The organism is Knoellia sp. S7-12 (genome assembly GCF_040518285.1).
GTDB lineage: Bacteria > Actinomycetota > Actinomycetes > Actinomycetales > Dermatophilaceae > Knoellia.
This window is the reverse complement of record NZ_CP155449.1, coordinates 3870275-3889557: the sequence shown is the minus strand read 5'-3', so window position 1 is coordinate 3889557 and position 19283 is coordinate 3870275. Positions and strand designations below refer to the sequence as shown.

At 67.8% G+C, this 19283-nt stretch carries 23 protein-coding genes; 15 read left to right on the top strand and 8 right to left on the bottom strand.

Translation table 11 applies throughout. From position 1 onward, the window contains the following. Positions 1-19 precede the first annotated feature (19 nt). Positions 20-1129, top strand: coding sequence for a GTP-binding protein (locus tag V6K52_RS18795; RefSeq protein WP_353951635.1), 1110 nt, complete (start codon positions 20-22; stop codon positions 1127-1129). Positions 1130-1164: 35 nt separating this feature from the next. On the opposite strand, the gene V6K52_RS18790 is transcribed toward V6K52_RS18795, so the two are convergent. After that, complete coding sequence (locus tag V6K52_RS18790) at positions 1165-2523, bottom strand: aspartate aminotransferase family protein (protein WP_353951634.1); 1359 nt, start codon at positions 2521-2523, stop codon at positions 1165-1167. Positions 2524-2822: 299 nt separating this feature from the next. Between V6K52_RS18790 and trxA the strand changes: the two genes are divergently transcribed. After that, positions 2823-3209, top strand: coding sequence for a thioredoxin (gene trxA, locus V6K52_RS18785; RefSeq protein ID WP_353951633.1), 387 nt, complete (start codon positions 2823-2825; stop codon positions 3207-3209). A gap of 60 nt (positions 3210-3269) precedes the next feature. Further along, positions 3270-4232 (top strand): SGNH/GDSL hydrolase family protein, encoded by a 963-nt coding sequence (locus V6K52_RS18780; RefSeq protein WP_353951632.1) that lies wholly within the window; start codon positions 3270-3272, stop codon positions 4230-4232. A gap of 89 nt (positions 4233-4321) precedes the next feature. Here the strand turns inward: V6K52_RS18780 and V6K52_RS18775 are convergent, their stop codons facing one another. After that, a complete protein-coding gene (locus V6K52_RS18775; RefSeq protein ID WP_353951631.1) occupies positions 4322-4495 on the bottom strand; it encodes a hypothetical protein in 174 nt (57 codons plus the stop codon). A gap of 82 nt (positions 4496-4577) precedes the next feature. On the opposite strand from V6K52_RS18775, the gene V6K52_RS18770 reads away from it, so the two are divergent. The 5 genes from V6K52_RS18770 (at position 4578) to V6K52_RS18750 (ending at position 7874) form a co-directional block, all read left to right on the top strand. Then, positions 4578-5489 (top strand): LysR family transcriptional regulator, encoded by a 912-nt coding sequence (locus V6K52_RS18770; protein ID WP_353951630.1) that lies wholly within the window; start codon positions 4578-4580, stop codon positions 5487-5489. An 83-nt stretch (positions 5490-5572) separates the two neighbouring features. Then, positions 5573-5911 carry a PadR family transcriptional regulator gene (locus tag V6K52_RS18765; RefSeq protein WP_353951629.1) on the top strand — a complete coding sequence of 113 codons (339 nt, stop codon included), beginning with the start codon at positions 5573-5575 and terminating at the stop codon, positions 5909-5911. Continuing rightward, complete coding sequence (locus tag V6K52_RS18760; RefSeq protein ID WP_353951628.1) at positions 5908-6882, top strand: permease prefix domain 1-containing protein; 975 nt, start codon at positions 5908-5910, stop codon at positions 6880-6882. Before V6K52_RS18765 ends, V6K52_RS18760 begins: the two co-directional genes overlap by 4 nt. A gap of 21 nt (positions 6883-6903) precedes the next feature. After that, positions 6904-7332: a hypothetical protein gene (locus V6K52_RS18755; RefSeq protein ID WP_353951627.1), complete on the top strand. Its 429-nt coding sequence runs from the start codon at positions 6904-6906 to the stop codon at positions 7330-7332. Continuing rightward, positions 7329-7874, top strand: coding sequence for a phosphotransferase (locus tag V6K52_RS18750; protein WP_353951626.1), 546 nt, complete (start codon positions 7329-7331; stop codon positions 7872-7874). Before V6K52_RS18755 ends, V6K52_RS18750 begins: the two co-directional genes overlap by 4 nt. Here V6K52_RS18750 and V6K52_RS18745 read toward each other — a convergent pair. Both V6K52_RS18745 and V6K52_RS18740 read right to left on the bottom strand, forming a co-directional pair. Beyond that, positions 7850-8257: a DUF952 domain-containing protein gene (locus V6K52_RS18745; RefSeq protein WP_353951625.1), complete on the bottom strand. Its 408-nt coding sequence runs from the start codon at positions 8255-8257 to the stop codon at positions 7850-7852. The genes V6K52_RS18750 and V6K52_RS18745 overlap by 25 nt on opposite strands. Beyond that, positions 8254-8649: a PPOX class F420-dependent oxidoreductase gene (locus V6K52_RS18740; RefSeq protein WP_353951624.1), complete on the bottom strand. Its 396-nt coding sequence runs from the start codon at positions 8647-8649 to the stop codon at positions 8254-8256. The genes V6K52_RS18745 and V6K52_RS18740 overlap by 4 nt, the downstream gene beginning before the upstream one ends. Positions 8650-8685: 36 nt before the next feature. Here V6K52_RS18740 and V6K52_RS18735 point away from each other — a divergent pair, with 36 nt between their 5' ends. Next, entirely contained in the window at positions 8686-9171 is a 486-nt protein-coding gene (locus V6K52_RS18735; protein WP_353951623.1) for a GNAT family N-acetyltransferase, read from the top strand. Next, complete coding sequence (locus tag V6K52_RS18730) at positions 9155-9352, top strand: hypothetical protein (protein ID WP_353951622.1); 198 nt, start codon at positions 9155-9157, stop codon at positions 9350-9352. Before V6K52_RS18735 ends, V6K52_RS18730 begins: the two co-directional genes overlap by 17 nt. Before the next feature lie 76 nt (positions 9353-9428). On the opposite strand, the gene V6K52_RS18725 is transcribed toward V6K52_RS18730, so the two are convergent. Beyond that, on the bottom strand, positions 9429-10664 hold the full coding sequence (locus tag V6K52_RS18725; protein WP_353951621.1) for an endonuclease: 1236 nt from the start codon (positions 10662-10664) through the stop codon (positions 9429-9431). 182 nt (positions 10665-10846) lie between these two features. Here V6K52_RS18725 and V6K52_RS18720 point away from each other — a divergent pair, with 182 nt between their 5' ends. The 4 genes from V6K52_RS18720 to V6K52_RS18705 all read left to right on the top strand — a co-directional run bounded on the left by V6K52_RS18720 (position 10847) and on the right by V6K52_RS18705 (position 14198). After that, a complete protein-coding gene (locus tag V6K52_RS18720; protein ID WP_353951620.1) occupies positions 10847-11746 on the top strand; it encodes an ATP-binding cassette domain-containing protein in 900 nt (299 codons plus the stop codon). Beyond that, the gene (locus V6K52_RS18715; RefSeq protein WP_353951619.1) at positions 11743-12564 is read left to right on the top strand and encodes an ABC transporter permease; all 822 of its coding nucleotides are present in this window, start codon (positions 11743-11745) and stop codon (positions 12562-12564) included. Before V6K52_RS18720 ends, V6K52_RS18715 begins: the two co-directional genes overlap by 4 nt. 165 nt (positions 12565-12729) lie before the next feature. Then, entirely contained in the window at positions 12730-13323 is a 594-nt protein-coding gene (locus V6K52_RS18710) for a carboxymuconolactone decarboxylase family protein (protein ID WP_353951618.1), read from the top strand. Then, complete coding sequence (locus tag V6K52_RS18705) at positions 13320-14198, top strand: RNA polymerase sigma-70 factor (RefSeq protein WP_353951617.1); 879 nt, start codon at positions 13320-13322, stop codon at positions 14196-14198. Before V6K52_RS18710 ends, V6K52_RS18705 begins: the two co-directional genes overlap by 4 nt. A 13-nt stretch (positions 14199-14211) precedes the next feature. On the opposite strand, the gene V6K52_RS18700 is transcribed toward V6K52_RS18705, so the two are convergent. The 3 genes from V6K52_RS18700 to V6K52_RS18690 form a co-directional block, all read right to left on the bottom strand. After that, on the bottom strand, positions 14212-14946 hold the full coding sequence (locus V6K52_RS18700) for a hypothetical protein (protein WP_353951616.1): 735 nt from the start codon (positions 14944-14946) through the stop codon (positions 14212-14214). Positions 14947-15048: 102 nt separating this feature from the next. Then, positions 15049-17121 (bottom strand): NAD(+) synthase, encoded by a 2073-nt coding sequence (locus tag V6K52_RS18695; RefSeq protein WP_353951615.1) that lies wholly within the window; start codon positions 17119-17121, stop codon positions 15049-15051. A 50-nt stretch (positions 17122-17171) separates the two neighbouring features. After that, the gene (locus V6K52_RS18690) at positions 17172-18428 is read right to left on the bottom strand and encodes an FAD-dependent oxidoreductase (protein ID WP_353951614.1); all 1257 of its coding nucleotides are present in this window, start codon (positions 18426-18428) and stop codon (positions 17172-17174) included. A 125-nt stretch (positions 18429-18553) separates the two neighbouring features. Here V6K52_RS18690 and V6K52_RS18685 point away from each other — a divergent pair, with 125 nt between their 5' ends. Then, the gene (locus tag V6K52_RS18685) at positions 18554-19153 is read left to right on the top strand and encodes a response regulator transcription factor (protein ID WP_353951613.1); all 600 of its coding nucleotides are present in this window, start codon (positions 18554-18556) and stop codon (positions 19151-19153) included. The last annotated feature ends 130 nt before the right edge of the window (positions 19154-19283 follow it).

Here is a 19283-nt window from a genome sequence, read left to right as displayed (position 1 = left end):
AATGGTTATCATCTAGGGTATGACTTATCTTCCCGTCTTCCTCGTCGCCGGTCTCGCCGAGGCGCCCATGTCGACCGCCGCGATGGGTCTGCAGTGCGACCTCCCCGGCTCGGTTCTCCTGCGTCATGACATTGACGCGGAGCACCACACGCTCACGCGCACGATCGCCGATCTCACCGGAGTCCTCGAACGTGAGGTCATTGACCTCGAGCATCTCTGTGTCTCCTGCGCCATCCGGGAGGACATCGTCCCGACGCTCGAACGACTCGCCGACCTCGGCCGCTGGGAAGCCGTCGTGACGCACCTCCCGATCGCGGCCGATCCGACCCAGGTTTGCCGCGTGGTCGAGCCGGACCATGGCCGCTCCGAGGGATTTCGGATCGCCGGTGTCGTCGTCGGGTTCGAAGGCGAGTCGCTGCGGGCGGATCTTGTGGGTGATGACCTCTTGGTGGAGCGCGGCACGGCGACATCGAGCGCTGACCGGCGAGGCGTCGCCGAGGTGGCCTCGGGTCTCATCGAGTACGCCGACGTCGTCGCGGTCTTCGGTGACCCGGATGGAGTCGACCTGGGCCTCGTTGACGCCCTCGCTCGGCCTGGGGCGCTCGTGCTCACGGACTGGCCGGGACTGCATGCACGGGACCTGCTCCACGGCATACACGACCACGAGGCCTCGGAGGCGTGGGTCGACGAAGTCCGGCGCGAGGTGGTGCCGGCACCGCGAACGCCCGGCGTCTGGACCCTCGACCTCACCTCCGACCGACCGCTCCATCCCGGGCGACTCCGAGCGCAGATCGCGGCGCTCGCGTTGGGCGGTCACCGCAGCCGCGGGTGTTTCCATCTGCCCAGCAGGCCGGGGGCGGTCTGCGGGTGGACAGGGGCCGGTGACGCCCTGAGCATCGGCACGGTCGGCGAATGGGGTGGCGAGCAGCCGATCACCCGCATCGTCGTGCACGGAATCGTCGACGTGGTGCCGGGTGCCACTGAGGGTGCCATCGCCGAACGCAAGCAGGCGATCCAGCGAGCCTTCGAGTCCGCGCTCCTCACCGACGACGAGCTTCGTGCGGTGACCCAGGTCCTCCCCGCAGACGGCTTCGAGGCATGGCTCGGGCCCATCGACAGCGCCGCGTGAGCCCGGGCCCGGGCCCGGGGGTCAGGTGCAGGAGGTCAGGCGCAATAGCTGTCGGCGACGGTCAGGGCCGCGTCGAGCTTCTCGAGTCCCTCCCGCATCTCGGCGGCCGTCGTGGTGCACGGCGGCACGACGTGAGTGCGATTGAAGTGCACGAACGGCCACAGCCCCTGCTTCTTGCACTCGGCTGCGAACGCACCCATCGGTGCGGCGGCCGCGCCGGAGGCATTGAACGGCACCAACGGCTCACGGGTCTCACGTGATCGGACGAGCTCGACGGCATACATGAATCCGACTCCACGGACCTCGCCGACGGACGGGTGCCGCTCTGCGATCGCCTCCAGCCCCGGGCGCAGGACGGTCTCCTCGACGCCACGCACGTGCTCGAGGATGCCCTCCTCCTTGAAGATGCCGATCGACGCGACTGCTGAGGCGCACGCGAGCGGGTGCCCCGAGTAGGTCAGCCCGCCGGGGTAGGCGCGGTCCGCGAACGTCGCTGCGATCGCTGCCGAGATGACGACGCCACCCAGCGGCACGTAGCCGGAGTTCACACCCTTGGCGAAGCAGATGAGGTCGGGCGTGACACCCCAGCGGTCGACCGCGAACCACTCACCACAGCGCCCGAACCCGGCCATGACCTCGTCGGCGATGAAGATGATGCTGTGCTCGTCGCAGATCTCGCGCACCCCGGCGAGGTAGCGATCCGGCGGCACGAGCACGCCATTGGTCCCCACGACGGGCTCGAGCATGATCGCCGCGATCGTCGACGCTCCCTCGACCATGATCGTGTCGCGCAGGTGCTGCAGGGCGCGCTCGCACTCCTCCGCCTCGGTGGTGGCGTGGAAGGCCGAGCGATAGAGGTAGGGCCCCCAGAAGTGCACGATCCCCGGCACCGACGGCTCCGACGCCCAGCGACGCGGCTCGCCGGTCGCGGCGATGGCTCCGGCGGTCGCGCCGTGATAGCTGCGGTAGGTCGTCAGCACCTTGTGCCGACCGGTGTGCAGCCGCGCCATGCGCATCGCGTTCTCGGTCGCTTCGGCTCCGCCGTTGGTGAAGAACACCGAGTCCAGGTCACCGGGCGCGAGCTCGGCGATGAGCCGGGCGGCCTCGGAGCGGACGTCGTTGGCGAACGCGGGCGAGACCGTGAGCAGCTTGCCGGCCTGTTCCTGGATGGCCGCGACAAGCTTGGGGTGCTGATAGCCGATGTTGACGTTGACGAGCTGGCTCGAGAAGTCGAGGTACTTCGTGCCGTCGGCCATCCAGAAGTGCGATCCCAGCGCATCGGTGACCTCCGTGGGCGAGATCTGCGCCTGCGCGGACCACGAGTGGAAGACGTGGGCGCGGTCGTCGTCGGTCGTCGAGTTGGTCGAGTTCGTCGTCGTCACCCTCGGCAGCATATGGGTGTGGAGCCGAGGGCGGTGGGCGTCACATGGTTGAACCCTGTTCAACCGCCCTGTTTTGTCGCTACTGTGAGATAAGCCGGGCGCGCGTCGTGAACCCCTGTACCGACGCGCGCCCTTGGCGTGTCCCCACCATCTAGGGACAACGAGGCGTATGCCGCCTGTGCCTGCATGCGCCCGTCCGGATGATCTGCGCCTCTCTGCGCGTTGTCACACTGGATGAGATACCTGATCCGAGCCTGATCCACATCTGATCAGGCACCACTGACACTGCACCCCACACCAAGGAGTCCTGCATGGCCACCGTCGAGCTGACCGCCGACACGTTCGAGAAGACCGTCACGAGCAACGGCATCGTCCTCGTGGACTTCTGGGCCGAATGGTGCGGTCCGTGCAAGCGCTTCGGACCCATCTTCGAGGAGTCGTCGCAGAAGCACCCCGACGTCGTCTTCGGCAAGATCGACACCGAGGCGGAGCAGCAGCTTGCCGCCGCCGCGCAGATCACGTCGATCCCCACGCTCATGGCTTTTCGCGACTCGATCCTCGTGTTCTCCCAGCCCGGCGCCCTCCCCGGCCCGGCACTCGAGGGAATCATCGAGAAGATCAAGGAGCTCGACATGGACGACGTGCGCGCCAAGGTTGCCGAGTCCCAGCAGGCCGAAGCGACCGCTCCCGAGGCCTGAGCCTGAGCCCAACCCGGTCGCAGCATCACCGATGTCCGCTCCCTTTGCTTGGATGGCTTCATGTCGCTTCCCTACGTCGCCCTGGGAGATTCGTATGCCGCGGGCGTGGGGGGAGGTGCCAGGCGCAGCGAGTGCTGGCGGGCCGTCGAGGGCTACCCCGTGTCCGTCGCCCATTCTCTCGGGCTCGATCTCGCCTATCAGGGATGCCTCGGCGCGACCATCGGCAACGTCGAACGCGACCAGGTGGAGGCGCTCGGAGTCGAGACCACCCACGTCTCACTGACGATCGGTGGCAACGACGTCGGCTTCACTCCCGTCCTGATCGAGGCCGCCAAGCCGTCGTGGATGTCCGACTCGGACCCGCTCATCGACGACGCTTTCGCGATCCTGCGGACCGAGCTCCAGGAGCGTCTCGCTGGGCTCCTGGCGACCATCAGCGCACGCGCGCCGGACGCACAGGTCGTCGTGACGGCATACCCCGTGCTGTTCAACGGCGAGGACTGCAACGCCCTGACGTTCTTCAGCCCGCACGAGATGGGACGGATCAAGGAGGGCGTGAACGAGCTGGCGGCCGTCATCGGCGCGGTGACTCGCGACGCGGGGGCAGCGTTCGTCGACCCGAGGGCGGCCTTTGCCGATCATGCGATCTGCGACGGCGAGGAGTGGCTCAACGGCGCCTCCTGGCCGCCCGAGGAGTCCTTCCACCCCAACCCAGCCGGCCACGCGGCATACGCGCGGCTTGTCACCACGGGGTTCGGTGAGGTGGGCGACGAGCTCAAGCCGGAGCGCGATGTTCGCATCGTCGAGGGCCGGGCGCGTCGCGGCGACGCTCCCACGTTCCGGCTGCCGGACCTGCTGTCGCGGCAGAGCCTCGACGGCGCACGGCGGCACGGACTCGATCCTGACCACATCGCCGATCTCGCGCGGCAGGCCGAGCACCCGGCGATCGGGCCCGACACGACCGCGGCGCGAGAGGCATTGCAGGACCTCGATCGCGATGTGCGCACACGGCTGGAGGAATGAGTCAGCGCTGAACCGGAGTGCGGTTCAGCGCTGGATCCGGCGCCCGCAATACGGGGCGGCGGTGGTGCGAGCTGCGGTGGTGCGCTGGCTCAGATCGAGCGGTTCTGGCCCTGGAACTGCGAGGCGACCATGAACTCGTGGTTGGCGCGGGTGGAGTCCATGTCGACGGTGGTCGACCAGCCGGACGCGCCCTGGCGACGGAAGTTGCGGAGGCGGTCGGCGATGCGAGCGGCGGTGTTGACGGTCTGGGTGCGGTGGCTCATGACGACAATGATCCAGCGTTCAACTCCTAAGCACAACGTGACTTTACTTAGCGGTGGTTAAGCAACGCTGTAGAATCAGGGCATGCTCGATCCACACCGTCTCCGCGTCTTTCGGGCTGTCGTCGGCAGTGGTTCGGTGCAGGCCGCCGCTGACAATTTGGGCCTGACCTCCAGCGCCGTGAGCCAGCACCTCAGCGCCCTCGCGCGCGAGACCGGGCTGGTCCTCTTCCAGCGACAGGGGCGTGGCATCGCTCCGACCCCGGCCGGTCTCGAGCTCGCCGCGCAGAGCGAGGAGGTGATGAGCCAGTGGGGTCGGCTGGACTCCGTCGTCGCCGACCTGCGCGAGGGGCGCAGCGGCAGGTTGGTCGTGGGCTACTTCGCCTCGGCGGGCTCGGCGTGGATGCCCGACCTCGTCAAACGACTCACCTTCGAGCTGCCCGACCTGACCGTCGACCTCGTGCTCACCGAGGTCACGAGCCGCAACCTGACCCCCGACATCGACATCGTCATCGACCCGCCGGACGGAGGCGGGAGGCCGGGCTACCGGCACGTCCCACTCGCGAGCGACCCCTTCGTTGCAGTCGTCCCGAGCAGCCATGAGCTGGCGACGGCTCGCAGTGTCGGACTTGGCGACCTCCGCGGTGAGACCTGGGTGTCCAATGACGTCATGGGGAGCCAAGGCCATCGGATCGTCGTATCCACCTGTGCTGCAGCGGGATTCACGCCACGCTTCGCGGTCCAGGCGCAGGAGCACTACTCCGCCATCCAGTTCGTCGCTGCTGGCGTCGGCATCTCGGTCATGCCGCGCCTCGCCGCTCGCGCCCTGCCCTCCGAGGTCACGCGCCTGCGGATCAACGAACCCACCCCCGTGCGCGAGATCTCGGCGCTCGTGCGCGAGACGGGGCGAACGAACCCGGCCACCGAGCGGTTGCTCGAGATGTTGCTCGAGCTGAACACGCACCCGGCACGCCGCGGACGACCCGCCACCCGCTGACGGCACCGACCACCACTGGGCCACGTGCAAGCACAAGCATGTGCTCTTGACGATGATGTGTGACGCACATTATGGTGTGACGCATGGACGAAGAACTCATCGCAGGGCACCTGCAGGAACTGCGCAGAGGCACGGTGGTGCTGGCGTGCCTCACGACCCTGTCCAAGCCCCGTTACGGCTACGCCCTGCTCGAGACCCTCGCGCAGGCCGGCTTCGCCGTGGACGGCAACACTCTCTATCCCTTGCTGCGTCGCCTCGAGAAGCAGGGTCTGCTCACCAGTGAGTGGAACACCGACGAAGCGCGACCACGCAAGTTCTATCGGGTCAGCCCTGACGGCACCCGAGTGCTCAACCAACTGATGACCGAATGGCGCACGCTCGACGGCGCGATCGGCGCCCTAGACGGAGGAGATGCACGATGACCACAAAGACGACGCTCACCGACCGCTACGTGTGGACCGTGACGCGACACCTCCCCGATGATGTCGGCCCCGACGTGGCCCAAGAGCTGCGTGGCACCATCGCCGACGCCGTCGACGGCAAGGTCGAGGGCGGTGCCGACCCGGCTGCTGCCGAGCAACAGGTGATCGCCGAGCTCGGTGACCCCGATGTGCTCGCCCGTCAGTACGGCGGGCGCCCCGGCTATCTCATCGGACCTGCCGTCTATCCCGACTATGTCCGGCTCATGCGGATCCTGCCGGCCATCGTCCTGCCGATCGTGTTTGTCGCGAACTTCGTCACACGTGCGGCGACGACCGACGAGAACTGGGCGGCGATCCTGCTCGACGCCTTCCTCCTTCTGCTGTCGGTGGCGGTTCACCTGGGCTTTTGGGTGACGCTGACCTTCGCCCTCATCGAGTGGACGCGTCCCGAGTCCGAGCGTGACCGGCCCCTGAACGAGTGGAAGCCCGACCAGCTCACGACCGAGGTGCCGTGGCGGCAGGTCGGGCGCGGTGAGACCTTGGTGCAGGTCGGCTTCGCGCTCGCCCTCGCAGCTGTTGTCGCCTGGCAGTTCTCCGGGGTTGGCGGCAACGCCATCCAGGTGCTGAGCCCGGACCTCGACGTGATCTGGGAGGTCGCCCTTGTGGGCCTGCTGCTCCTGGACGCGATCCTGGCGATCGTCGTCTGGCGCGTTGGCCGGTGGACCCCGACCCTCGCCGCGATCAACGTCGCGAGCAACGCTGCAGCGGCAACCCTGCTCATCTGGCTGCTGTCGCGGGGCGACCTGCTCACCGACCTGCCGACCGTGCTCGGCGAGCGTTTCGGCTGGTCAACCAACTGGACCCTGCCGACGGCACTCGTGGCTGCCGGCATCGTCGTCATCGCCCTCTGGGACGGCATCGATTCCGTGGTCAAGGCCCGTCGCGGCGTCAAGGGCCAGCGCGTCACCTGACCGCGGACCTAGGCTGAGTCCGTGCAGGATCTCGTCGCGCTGTGGCGCTCACCGGAGTGGCTGGGGCAAGCGAACGACTGGGTATGCCGTGCGCTCACCGCTCGCGGCATACGCACGTCAGCAGCCTTGACGGAGAGCCGAATGCGCTTCTGGTCGGCTGTCTTCACCATCGAGACCGACCGTGGTCGGCACTGGTTCAAGGTCGCCAACCCCGGTCAAGGCTTCGAGGCCCAGTTGGCCTCGACCCTGGCCGGGTTGGTGCCTGACCACGTCGTCGCCCCGGTCGCAGTCGACACCGAACGCGGGTGGCTGCTCACGGCGGACCAGGGACCGACGTTGCGCGACACGAGCTACTTGGACATCGAGCCCTGGGAGTTGCTCGCTCGTGAGGTCGCCCGTATGCAACGCACCCTCGCGGCGCACGAGGCCGAGGGATCGGAGCGGGCGTGAGCGTGCTCGCGGCAGGTGACGCACCGGCATACGTGCTTGCCGCTGTTGCCGAACTGGAGCATCTGCCCGCGGACCATCCCCAGGCGATCACCGCCGAAGTCGCCGATCGGGTGAGTGCCACATCCGCGCAGCTTCACGAGGACGCGGACGTCCTCGGGGCCACCGGTATGCCGGACTCGTTGCAGCACAACGACCTTGGCGACGCGAATGTGTTCATCGACGGCGATCGGGTCCGGATCTTCGATCTCGGCGACTCGTTCTGGTCGCACCCCTTGCCCGTCCTGCAGGTCCCGTTGGCGTACGCGACGGGAGCGTGGCCACTTCCCGAACCCGAGGGCCCGCGAGTTCGACCGATCCTTCTGGCCTACCTGTCGGAGTGGAGCGACGAGCCCGAGTCGCTGCTCGGGGCGTGGCCGGCGGCGGGTCGGCTGGCCCGTGTGCACAGGTTCGCGTCGTGGGCGCGGCTGGTGGCGGAGGTGCCGCCGGAGGTGGTGGGCGACGACCTCAGGTTGATCGACTACCTCGACCCCGAGCCTCCCTGACCCACCCCATTGGGTGAGTAGGGACGGGGGTGCCCGTGGGGTGGGTGGAGGAGCTCGGTGCTGGTGACGGCAGACGGGTTGAGCGGGCCATAGATGTGGGGGAACTGCTCACCCGTCTCCGGGTTGCCGACCTCGCGCACCAGCGGCGACTCGAGCAGCGCGGGATCGATGGTGAGCAGCACGAGGTCGTGCGGCACCTCCCCATAGAACGCCGTCATCACGAAGTCGAGCTGGGCCGCGTCGCAGCAGTGGATGAAGCCCTCGTCCTCGAGCGACCGGCCCAGCGTCGACTCGGTGAATGTCCCGGCCTCGACCGCCTGATCCCACGTCTGCGGGCTGGTGACGTGAAAGATGGTGGCGACCGTGCCCGACGGGGTGCTCACTTCTGGGTGACCTTGTCGATCGACATCACGAGGATGACGCGGTCGGCCTTGTCCGGCGGGACCGGCGTCTCAGGGTTGCCGTAGCGCGCACCGAGCACCGGATAGAACGCGCCCTCTGGGTCGGGGATGGCCTCGATGAGCTTGCCGCGAAGCTCGACGAAACGCATCGCATTGTCGGGGTCGATGACCTCAAGGGCCATCGCCGGGTTCGCCTGGAGGTTGCGGAACTTCGCCCGCTTGGTGGTGTGCGTGAAGCGAATGGTGTTGGTCTGCGCGTCGAACAGGAACCACATCGGGTTGACCTGCGGTGAGCCGTCGGGTCGCACTGTCGCCAGGTGGCCGAAGTTCGGGTCGGTGAGCAGGTGGAGGAGGTCGTCGGGAACTGTCGCCATGGATCCCAACCTACGCCGCGGCATACGCTCTCGCTCATGACGATTCGCGAGGCGACACCCGACGACGTCCCGGCCATCCTGCAGCTCGTGCGCGACCTCGCGACCTACGAGAAGGAGCCGGACGCGGTGCTGGCGACCGAGGCGCATTTCACGACAGCGCTCTTCCCCGAGACCGGCACGCCCACGACGTTCGCGCATGTTGCCGAGGTCGACGGCGAGGTCGTCGGGATGGCGGTCTGGTACCTCACCTTCTCGACCTGGACCGGCGTCAACGGCATCTGGCTCGAGGACCTCTACGTGCAGCCGGAGCGGCGGGGGAGCGGCCTCGGGCGGGACCTCCTGGCCACCCTGGCCGCGACGTGCGTCGAGCGCGGCTACCAGCGTCTCGAGTGGTGGGTGCTCAACTGGAACGAGCCGAGCCTCGGGTTCTACAAGAGCCTCGGCGCCGTGCCGCAGGACGAGTGGAGTGTCTTCCGGATGGACGGCGACGCGCTCTCCTCCCTGGGTGCGCCCGGCACCTGAGTCTTCGCTCAACCGGCAGGGCGTCCACTGCGTGCTCTTCCAGCACTGGACCAACACCGCCCACACTCGCTTCATGCTCTTCGAGCAGTCCAGCCCGAGCTCGGACATGAACCATCGCGAAGCCGCGCTGAGCGACTACAGCGACTACAGCGCCCGCCGCGCCCACAACATCCGCGACTGACCCGAGACAACCACAACGCAGAGGTATGCCGGCCGCTCACGATGAGCTGCCGGCATACCTCTGCGTTGGTTTCGGATCACGGCCAGATCGAGGTGACCCACTCCGGGTGGTCGATGAACGGGTTGCGGTTGCCCTGCCACTGGGCGTGGATGCGGTCGTTGCGACGCTTCTCGAAGGTGCTCGGCGGGTCACCAGCACTCCATGCCTTGAGGGTCGTCAGCTTGCCGACGTAGGGCGTGGACCCGTTGCCCGCGGTGTTGTTGGGCTCGAGGTTGGCGAAGCCGTCGCCGCCCTCGTAGCGGATGGCCATGTAGAGGATCATCCGGGCGACGTCACCCTTGACGGAGTCGCGAGGCTCGAAGGAGTCGCCGTCTCGCCAGCAGTCGGAGCACTGATTGACGGCCGAGCCGCCGTTGTCGAAGTCGAGGTTGCCGCGGTCGGAGTTGACGGTGACGTCCTCGGGGCGGAGGTGATGGACGTCGGTGCCCGGGCCGGGCGTCGTGCCGAAGCCGCCGTGGCTCTGGGGCCACACGTGCTCACGGTTCCACTGGTCGGCGTCACCACCGTTGCTGCTCTTGGAGATCGAGCGCCCCGAGTAGATCTCGATGACGTTGGCCGTGTTGCCCGGGTCCTGATCGGTGTCCTTGAGGGCGGTCCACACCTGGTCATAGGTGAGGACGGTCTGCTCGCTGATGATGTCGTGCAGGGCCGTGCGTAGGGCCGAACCGGACTTGCCGAGGGCGCCCGCGTAGTAGGCGTCGGTGCCACCACCAGTGGGAGTGGGGGTGGGCGTGACCGTGGGAGTGGGCGTGGGCGTGGGCGTGGTGCCGACGGAGGCGATCGCGGTTGGCGACTTGAGGCCTGCGTGCGAGAAGTAGGCCGATAGCGGACCGGTGACGTCGACGAGCTTGCCCATGAGCGACGGGTTCGTCTTGAGACCCCAGCCGCTGCGCCACTGAGTCGTCAGCTGGACATAGAGCATCTTGCTCGTGTCGGTCTGTCCGGCCGTGTCAGCGAGGGCGATGGCGTAGTCGGCGGTGAATCCGCTGCGGTTGACCGTCGTCGTCGCGACCGGTTCACCGACGATGTAGCCACGGACCGTCTGGGACGTTCCGTTCTGGGTGGCGATCGCCTGCGTCACGGTCAGGGGCGTCGCGGCGGTGGCGGTCCGGGCGGTGAACGCGGTGAACGCGAGGGTGCTGATGAGGGCGACGAGAAGCAGCGCGGCCAGAGTGGCGATGCGCGTCTGACTCGATCGTTGAGGTGGCCCGACGGGGAAGGGCTCAGACGTGAGGGGCGCGGTGGTGGGCATGCCGATCAGCCTGCAGGCGGCATACGACGCGTGGGGCAAAGGGGAGGTGAGCGTTCGGCAAGGGTTCGGCAAAGAGCCCTGACTCGGGGTGGGGACCCTGAGCCACCTCAGGGTGATCCAAGGGGTCGGTCGGGTGCGTTCCCCGATGCGCGCGCATCGGCCCGAACGCCAGTGTTGCGGTCATGATCACCGTTGAGTCACTCACCAGGAAGTACGGCGACCACGTCGCCGTCGACAACGTCTCCTTCACTGCCCGCCCAGGTCGGGTCACGGGCTTCCTCGGTCCCAACGGGGCCGGCAAGTCCACGTCGATGCGCGTGATGGTCGGGCTCACCCCGCCCACCAGCGGATCGGCCACCATCGAGGGCAAGCGCTTCGTCGACCTGCCCAACCCCGGCCTCGAGGTCGGGGTCCTGCTCGACGCCTCGGCCCAGCACGCCGGTCGCACCGGGCGCGAGATCCTCACCGTCGCCGCCATGACGATGGGCCTGCCCACCACCCGCGTCGACGAGATGCTCGAGCGGGTGAGCCTCACCCCGACCGAGGCCGGCCGGCGGGTGCGCAACTATTCGCTCGGCATGCGCCAGCGGCTGGGCATCGCCACCGCCCTCATCGGCGACCCCCATGTGCTGATCCTCGATGAGCCGGCCAACGGCCTCGACCCAGCCGGCATCCGGTGGATGCGAGACCTTCTGCGCGGCTATGCCAACGCCGGGGGCACCGTCCTGCTCTCCTCCCACCTGCTGCACGAGATCGAGGTCATCGCCGACGACATCGTCGTGATCGGCAATGGCCGCATCGTCGCTCAGGGCACCAAGGACGAGCTCCTCGCTGCCGCCGGCACCGTCGTGCGGACACCGGATCACGCGGAGCTTGCCGACGCACTCACCCGTGGCGGCGTGGAGTTCACGACGTCCGACGACGGGGCCCTGCGCACCGTGGCCGACCCCGCACTCGTCGGCCAGATTGCCCGGGCCGCTGGCTGCGCACTCACCGAACTCAAGTCCGCAGACGGCGCGGGACTCGAAGAGATGTTCCTCGAGCTCACCGCCGACACCCAGCGAGAAGGAGTAGCGGCATGACCGCCACGACCCTGGCTTCGGCCGAAGGAACGACCAGTCCCATTGCTGCCCAGCGACGCGCGGTGCCCGCTGCGATCCCCACCGGCCGGCTGCTGAAGGTCGAGCTGCGCAAGATGTTCAACACCCGATCCGGGATGTGGCTCATGTTCAGCATCGGCATCCTCGCCGTTCTGGCCACGGCCGCCGTCATGGTCTTCGCTCCGGACACGGACCTGACCTACGACAACTTCGGTGCCGCGATCGGCTTCCCGATGGTGATCATCCTCCCGATCATCGCGACCCTCTCTGTGACGAGCGAGTGGAGCCAGCGAAGTGGCCTCACGACGTTCACGCTCGTGCCGCATCGCGGTCGGGTTATTGCTGCCAAGCTCGTGGTGGCGGTCGCCGTCGGTGTCGCCGCCATGGTTCTGGCTCTGGCCATCGGCGCTCTGGGCAATCTCCTCGGGGCTTCCATCGCCGGCATCGACCCGGTGTGGAACCTCTCGTTCAGCCAGATGCTCACGATCACTCTCGCCACGGTGCTCAGCATGCTGATCGGCTTCATGCTCGGCGTCCTCATCCGCAACTCCCCGGGCGCCATCGTGGGCTACTTCGTCTACAACTTCGTCCTGACCCCGTTGACCATGTTGCTCGCCACGAGCCAGTCGTGGTTTCGGGACCTGCAGCCGTGGGTCGACTTCAACTTCACCCAGGGCTTCCTCTTCGAGGGCGACCTCACCGGCACGCAGTGGACCCAGCTGGGGGTCACCGGACTGTTCTGGGTGGTCATCCCTCTCGCGATCGGACTGTTCCTGGTTCGTCGCTCCGAGGTCAAGTAGTCCCGCACCCCTCGAGCTCACTTCAACCGGCACCGTTCCCTCGCGAGAGGGAGCGGTGCCGCCTCGCATCGCCGAGGAATCTTCGGACACGGCTGTCACAGAACCGGCCCGGGCGGCGTCTTCATGGTGACGGAGAAACCCCACCCGCCCACGAAGGAGAAGCTCATGACCGCACACGCCAGAATTCCCGCCGCCGAGGTCACCGGCATGCAGGGCCGCCTTATCAAGACCTTTGCCCGACGCATGCTCGGCAAGGTCCCAGACTCGCTGGGGGTCATGTGGCACCACCCCAGGGCGATGAAGGACGCGATGGGCTTCGGTCGCAAGGTCGAAGCCTGGGACGAGCTCGACAAGAGTCTCGCGTCGTATGCCGCGATGTCGGCTGCCGCGGCGATCGGGTGCAGCTTCTGCCTCGACCTCAACTACTTCATGGCGCACAACCACGGACTCGATGTGGACAAGGCGCGGGAGGTTCCGCGGTGGCGGGAGTCGAGCGTCTTCACCCCGCTGGAGCGCCGGGTCATGGAGTACTCCGAGGCGATGTGCCAGACGCCGGTCGCCGTCACGGACGAGCTCTCGGCCGCGCTCCTCGAGGACCTCGGGCCCGCAGGTCTGCTCGAACTCACCGCCAGGGTCGGCTTCATGAACTCAAGCGCACGCGGCAACATCGCGCTGGGAATCCACTCGGAGGAGTTCGCCGACGCCTGTGGCCTCGCCCCTCTCTCGCAGCCCAGTGTCGGCGTAGCGTCACCCGCATGAACGTGGAGGCCAGGGACCCGTTCGCAGCGCATCGCAGCCTGCTCTTCACCGTCGCCTACGAGATGCTCGGATCCGCGGTCGACGCCGAGGACGTCGTCCAGGACGCCTGGCTCAAGTGGGACGCCGTGAACCAGAGCGAAGTGCGTGATCCCCGGGCGTTCCTCGTGCGCGTCGTGAGCCGAACTGCGCTCGACCGTCTCCGCACGGTGTCTCGGCGACGTGAGGACTATGTCGGACCATGGCTGCCCGAACCGCTCGTCACGGCCCCCGACGTGGCCGAGGACGTCGAGCTGGCCGACAGCGTCTCGATGGCGATGCTCCTCGTCCTCGAGACGTTGACGCCGACCGAGCGGGCGGTGTTTGTCCTGCGCGAGGTGTTCGGGCTCGACTATGAGGAGCTGGCCGAAGCCGTCGACAAGAGCCCGGCGAGCGTCCGACAGATCGCACACCGCGCGCGCTCCCATGTCGCCGCCCGTCGGCCTCGCGGCGATGTCTCCCCGGGTCAGGCGCGCGGCGCCTTTGAGGCCTTCCAGCGAGCGGTCATGACAGGTGACCTCCAGGGGCTGGTGGACGTCCTGGCGCCCGACGTCGTGATGCTCGGCGACGGCGGCGGCATCAAGCAGGCGCTCGCGCACCCGGTCCTGGGGGTCGACAAGGTGTCGCGCCTGCTTCTGGGTGGCTTCAGCAAATTTGGCGCCACCACGTTCGAGCCGGTCGACATCAACGGTCGCCCGGCCCTCGTCGTCCGACTGGACGGCGAGCTCGACAGCATCCTCACGGTCGAGGTCGAGGACGGGCTCATCACCGGTGTCTATGCCGTGCGCAACCCCGAGAAGCTGTCCCGCATCGGCGGCCCCACTCAGGTCAGCCGCTGACGGGAACCGCTCGTCAGGGCGTGAAGATCTGCGCCGCAGCAGGCGCGGCGAAGGGCTTGACGGCGTTCCATTCGGTGAAGGCGAGTTCGCCCGGTTCGTCCTTGGGGCCAACGAGTTTGATGAGCTGGGCCTTGCCGTCGGCCGTCATGAAGATCTCGCCGTTCCCGCCGATCTTGTCGGTGAGCACGTAGGCGGGGACGCCAGCGACCGTGCTCTCGTTGACAGCCGTGGCAACGGATTCGAGCTTGGACATCGAGGCGTCCGCATACATCTCAGTGAGCAGGTTCTTGATCGTGGTGTCGCCCATGTCCTTGACCTCTGCGGGCGGCACCACGAGCCACTTGGCGCCGATGGCCTTGGCTGCGTCGGCGTCGATGCTCTCGGTCCAGTACTTCCGGTCACCCTTGATCCAGAACTTGCCTCCCACTGTGAGCATGGTGACTTCGCCCTGGGGCGTGGAGATCGTGGCCTGCTGGTTCGCGCCATCAACCGAGCCGGCGATGTCAATCGCGGTCGACTCGCCATCCTCCGTGAAGGAGCCCTTGACGTGCCCACTCTTTGCGGCGAGAGCGGAATCGCGGGACTGTTGGTAGAGCGCAGAGGCGGTCGGCTTCTTCTTGGCCACAGTGGAGGCCGAGGCAGTTGCACCCGGCTTGGCCGGGGCGTCGGAGCCGCCGCAGGCGGAGAGCGGGGCAACCAGTGCCATGGCGGCGACGAGTGGCAGGGCGCGGTGCAGGACGACAGACATGAGATTTCCCCCGAGGAATATGAGCGCGACCGAACCGCGCAGGCTGCGGGGTGACTTTAGCGCAACTCGTCAGCGAGTGAGGGCGAGTTGGCCTGGGGAGGATCAGGACTTGGGGACGTTGCGCTCCAACTCGGCCAGCCACGCGGTGGACGAGACGTCGGACGGCATACGCCAATCGCCGCGAGGCGACATCGTGCCGCCCGCGACGACCTTGGGTCCGTTGGGAAGCGCGCTGCGCTTGAACTGGTTGGCGAAGTAGCGCTTGATGAAGACTTCCAGCCACCTACGGATCGTCGCGAGGTCGTATGCCGTCCGGTCACCTTCGGGGAAGCCGGCCGGCCAGTCCCCGGTCGCTGCGTCGGCCCAGGCGTGCTCGGCGAGGAAGGCGATCTTGCTGGGCCGATAGCCCCTGCGGAGAACGTGATAGAGCGTGAAGTCCTGCAGCGAGTAGGGCCCGACGGAGGCCTCTGTCGACTGGATCCTCTCGCCCTCCTTGGTGGGGACGAGCTCGGGGCTGATCTCCTGGTCAAGGATCTCAAGGAGGGTGTCGTTGACGGATCCCTCGAACTGCTCGGAGGAGACCACCCAGCGGATGAGGTGCTGCATCAGCGTCTTGGGGACACCGGTGTTGACGCCGTAGTGGCTCATCTGGTCACCGACGCCGTAGGTGCACCATCCCAGCGCGAGCTCGGACAGGTCGCCGGTGCCGAGGACGATGCCTCCGCGCTGATTGGCGGCACGGAAGAGGTAGTCGGTGCGCAGCCCGGCCTGGACATTCTCGAAGGTGACGTCATAGACCTCCTCGCCCTTGCCGAACGGGTGGCCGAGGTCCGTGAGCATCTGCGTGGCGGCGGGCTTGATGTCGAGTTCCTCCCAGGTGATCCCGAGGGACTCCATGAGGTGGATCGCGTTGCTCTTGGTGCCATCGCTCGTCGCGAAGCCCGGCATCGTGAAGCCGATGATGTCGGTGCGCGGTCGCCCAAGCCGGTCCATCGCCTTGGCCGCGACGATGAGGGCGTGGGTGCTGTCGAGTCCACCGCTGACGCCGATGACGATCTTGGGTTGGCCGATGGCGCGCAGCCGCTGCTCGAGCCCGGAGACCTGGATGTTGTAGGCCTCGTAACAGTCCTGCGCGAGGCGGGCCTCGTCGTCGGGCACGAACGGGAAGCGGTCGACCTTGCGACGCAGCCCGATGTCGCCCGTGGGTGGCTCGAGCTCGAACGCGACGACCCGGAACGACTCTCCACCGGGCTCGCCGATGCCCTCGACGCGACGGTTGTCGTCGAAGCTGCCCTGGCGAATCCGCTCCTGCCGCAACCGATCCAGGTCGACATCGACGATGGTCGCCTGCGGTCCGCTGGGGAAGCGCTCGGACTCGCCCAGCAGGTCACCCATCTCGTAGACCATGGTCATGCCGTCCCACGAGAGGTCGGTGGACGACTCACCCTCGGAGGCAGCGGCATACAGGTAGGCCGCATTGCATCGGGCGCTCGCCGAGCGGGCGAGCAGGTGGCGGTCGTCGGCGCGGCCAACAGTGATCGGGGAGGCGCTCAAGTTGAGCAGGACCGTCGCGCCCGCGAGCGCGGCTCGGTGGCTCGGCGGCACGGGGACCCACATGTCCTCGCAGATCTCGACGTGGACGGTCAGGCCGGGGACGTCGGTCGCCTCGAAGAGGAGGTCGGTGCCGTAGGCGATGTCGCCGTCCTCGTCGGCCCCGGGCCAGTGCGGGCGGTTGATGAGGGTGTCCACCGCGTCGTCGCCCGCCGCGAACCAGCGCTTCTCGTAGAACTCGCGGTAGTTGGGCAGGTAGGACTTCGGGGCGACCCCAATGACTTCGCCGCCCTGGATGACGACGGCGCAGTTGTAGAGGCGGTTGCCGATGAGAAGGGGAGCGCCGACGACGATGATCGGCGTGAGCTTCGCGCTCGCCTCGGCGATGGTGACGATCGCCTTGTCGACGTCCTCGAGGAGGACGTCCTGCATGAGCAGGTCGTCGATCGCATAGCCGGACAGGCCCAACTCGGGGAAGAGCGCGACCGCGACGCCGTCCTCGTGAAGGGCCCGCACCTGCTCGATCGTGGCCTGCGCGTTCTTGGCGGGGTCGGCCATCGTCACGGGGAGGGTGCAGGCAGCGACACGGGCGAATCCGTGCGCGTAGGCGTTGCGGAAGTCCATGACCCCGAGTCTGTCAGGTGTGCACCCCCAGGCCTGACAAGTGCACTCCCTCAGGCGATACGTCTGCTCAAGACGGTCCTGCGTCGCGCGAATCGGTCCGGGCTGAGCCAGTCGAGGTCCGGGTCTACGCGGTGGTCGATGGCCTGGCCGGCGATGAGGCGCGCAGTGACCGGAGCCAGGATGAGTCCCCACATTCCGTGACCCGTGGCCACTGAGAGGTTCTGCACGGTGTGGGTCGCGCCGATGACGGGTACGCCGTCCGGCGTGCACGGCCGCTCCCCGGCCCAGCGGTCGAGCACGGGTGCGCCCCGCAGCCCGGGCACCGCTCGTGCTGCGACCTCGAGCAGCGCGTCGGCACGTCGCAGGTCCGCGGTGCGTGCCTCGTCACCGAACTCGATGGAACCCGCCACCCGGATCCGGTCCTCGAGCGGGGTGACGACCACACGATGCTCCTTGAGCCGCACCGGCTTTCCGAGGGTTCCATCAGGCGCGGCCACGTCCACCACATAGCCACGACCTCCCCGCAGTGGCAGCCGCAGCCCCACCTGGTCCGCCAGGATTCCCGCCTCGACGCCCGAGGCGAGCACGACGTGACCAACCCGGATCCTTCCGGCCGTCGTGTCGACTGCCGCAACTCGCTCGCCGCTGAGCACCTGCTGCTGCACCGTGGTGCCGAAGAACACCTCAGCGCGATGCGCCACTGCGTCGTCGAGCATCGCCCGCACGTAGCTGCGACTCTCGACGACCCACTCCTCGGTGCGATGCAGGCCCCCGGCAACGGGCGCGAGTCCCGGCTCCAGCTCATGCAGCTCGGTCGGCGAGAGCAACCCCGCGACCGGACCGCGAGGGGGACGGAGGTAGACGTCGAGAGCACCTGTCTTCCGCAACGAGGGGTTGAGGCCTTGGGCCCCGAGCTCGCGGTGGAGGTGGGTGCTTTCGTTCGCCAACTGCCGCAGCCTGGCCTGGGCGACGCGCGCCCGGTTGGGTGTGGCCGACGCAGCCAGCTTGCCCAGCCAGGGCGCCAACCCACGCGTGGGCCGCACTCGCACCGCGGGTGGGCGGCGCATCATCTGAATGGGGGCCTCGCGCAGGAGCGCAGGTGTCGCCAGAGGAGACACGTGGTCAGGGGCAAGAATCCCGGCGTTGGCGTAGGAACAGCCACCTCCGACCCCGGATGCCCTGTCGAGCACGACGACGCTGGCCCCACGTCTGGCCAACTCCCGAGCAATGCTGGCGCCGACGACGCCGGCGCCGATCACGGCAAAATCGAAGCTGCGCTGTCGCGTCCCGTCGAGCTGAGTCGTCATACCTCGACGGTAGGGACTTCGGCGCTTGCTCCACCTCATCCCTGAGGGAGGATCATCGGTAGGCCCGACGCGGCGGCACTGGAGGCGGCGCGCGGGACCACTGAGGAAGGACCGGCTTGGTCGTCATGAAGGTGCTGCTGGTCGAGGATCACCCGGTCGTCCTGCGCGGTCTTCGTACCCTCACGGCGGAGCATGCCGACTTCGAGGTCGTGGGCGAGGCCACGAGCGCCTCGCAGGCTCTCGACTCGGCACGGCGCCTGCAGCCTGATGTGGTCGTCCTGCCCGTCAGGCTCGGGGGCGCCCACAGCGGGATCCAGCTCTGTCGGTCCATCAAGACCGTGTGCGGCGCCCGAGTGGTGGTGTTCACCTCCTTCACCCGCCCCATTGACGTCCAGATCGCCAGACTCGCGGGCGCTGACGCACTCGTCAGCAAGACGGCACCCAACGACGCCTTCATCGCGGCGCTGCGTCACGTGCGGGTCGGCCCACACGCATTGGTGCTTGAATCTGGTCGCGCTTCATGGGTCGAAGCGCGACGGTTCGCTCCGGTCGAGCCCCTGACGGAGCGGGAGAACGAGATCCTCCACCTGATGATCGAAGGGCTGACCAACCCCGACATGGCGGCTCGACTCACCCTCGAGGTCTCCACGGTCAAGACTCACGTGCGCAGCATCCTGCGCAAGCTCGGGGTGGACAACCGGAGGGACCTGTTCCGAGGGGCGTGAGTGTCAGGCACGGCGCGCAGGTTGGCTCGGTGAGCCTGACGATGACCCCGACCGACTCGACGGATTGCGCAAGAAGTGTGGAGTTCCGACGGATTGCGCAATAAGTCGGGGGTGGGGCGATGTCGGAGGC

Bases quoted from the DNA above. Each gene is read 5' to 3' on its own strand.
- V6K52_RS18715 (WP_353951619.1), top strand. From the start codon at position 11,743: ATGACCGCCACGACCCTGGCTTCGGCCGAAGGAACGACCAGTCCCATT.
- V6K52_RS18700 (WP_353951616.1), bottom strand. From the start codon at position 14,946: ATGTCTGTCGTCCTGCACCGCGCCCTGCCACTCGTCGCCGCCATGGCA.
- V6K52_RS18780 (WP_353951632.1), top strand. From the start codon at position 3,270: ATGTCGCTTCCCTACGTCGCCCTGGGAGATTCGTATGCCGCGGGCGTG.
- V6K52_RS18740 (WP_353951624.1), bottom strand. From the start codon at position 8,649: ATGGCGACAGTTCCCGACGACCTCCTCCACCTGCTCACCGACCCGAAC.
- V6K52_RS18695 (WP_353951615.1), bottom strand. From the start codon at position 17,121: ATGGACTTCCGCAACGCCTACGCGCACGGATTCGCCCGTGTCGCTGCC.
- V6K52_RS18795 (WP_353951635.1), top strand. From the start codon at position 20: ATGACTTATCTTCCCGTCTTCCTCGTCGCCGGTCTCGCCGAGGCGCCC.
- V6K52_RS18760 (WP_353951628.1), top strand. From the start codon at position 5,908: ATGACCACAAAGACGACGCTCACCGACCGCTACGTGTGGACCGTGACG.
- V6K52_RS18710 (WP_353951618.1), top strand. From the start codon at position 12,730: ATGACCGCACACGCCAGAATTCCCGCCGCCGAGGTCACCGGCATGCAG.
- V6K52_RS18735 (WP_353951623.1), top strand. From the start codon at position 8,686: ATGACGATTCGCGAGGCGACACCCGACGACGTCCCGGCCATCCTGCAG.
- V6K52_RS18775 (WP_353951631.1), bottom strand. From the start codon at position 4,495: ATGAGCCACCGCACCCAGACCGTCAACACCGCCGCTCGCATCGCCGAC.
- V6K52_RS18790 (WP_353951634.1), bottom strand. From the start codon at position 2,523: ATGCTGCCGAGGGTGACGACGACGAACTCGACCAACTCGACGACCGAC.
- V6K52_RS18725 (WP_353951621.1), bottom strand. From the start codon at position 10,664: ATGCCCACCACCGCGCCCCTCACGTCTGAGCCCTTCCCCGTCGGGCCA.
- trxA (WP_353951633.1), top strand. From the start codon at position 2,823: ATGGCCACCGTCGAGCTGACCGCCGACACGTTCGAGAAGACCGTCACG.
- V6K52_RS18705 (WP_353951617.1), top strand. From the start codon at position 13,320: ATGAACGTGGAGGCCAGGGACCCGTTCGCAGCGCATCGCAGCCTGCTC.
- V6K52_RS18685 (WP_353951613.1), top strand. From the start codon at position 18,554: ATGAAGGTGCTGCTGGTCGAGGATCACCCGGTCGTCCTGCGCGGTCTT.
- V6K52_RS18690 (WP_353951614.1), bottom strand. From the start codon at position 18,428: ATGACGACTCAGCTCGACGGGACGCGACAGCGCAGCTTCGATTTTGCC.
- V6K52_RS18720 (WP_353951620.1), top strand. From the start codon at position 10,847: ATGATCACCGTTGAGTCACTCACCAGGAAGTACGGCGACCACGTCGCC.
- V6K52_RS18765 (WP_353951629.1), top strand. From the start codon at position 5,573: ATGGACGAAGAACTCATCGCAGGGCACCTGCAGGAACTGCGCAGAGGC.
- V6K52_RS18770 (WP_353951630.1), top strand. From the start codon at position 4,578: ATGCTCGATCCACACCGTCTCCGCGTCTTTCGGGCTGTCGTCGGCAGT.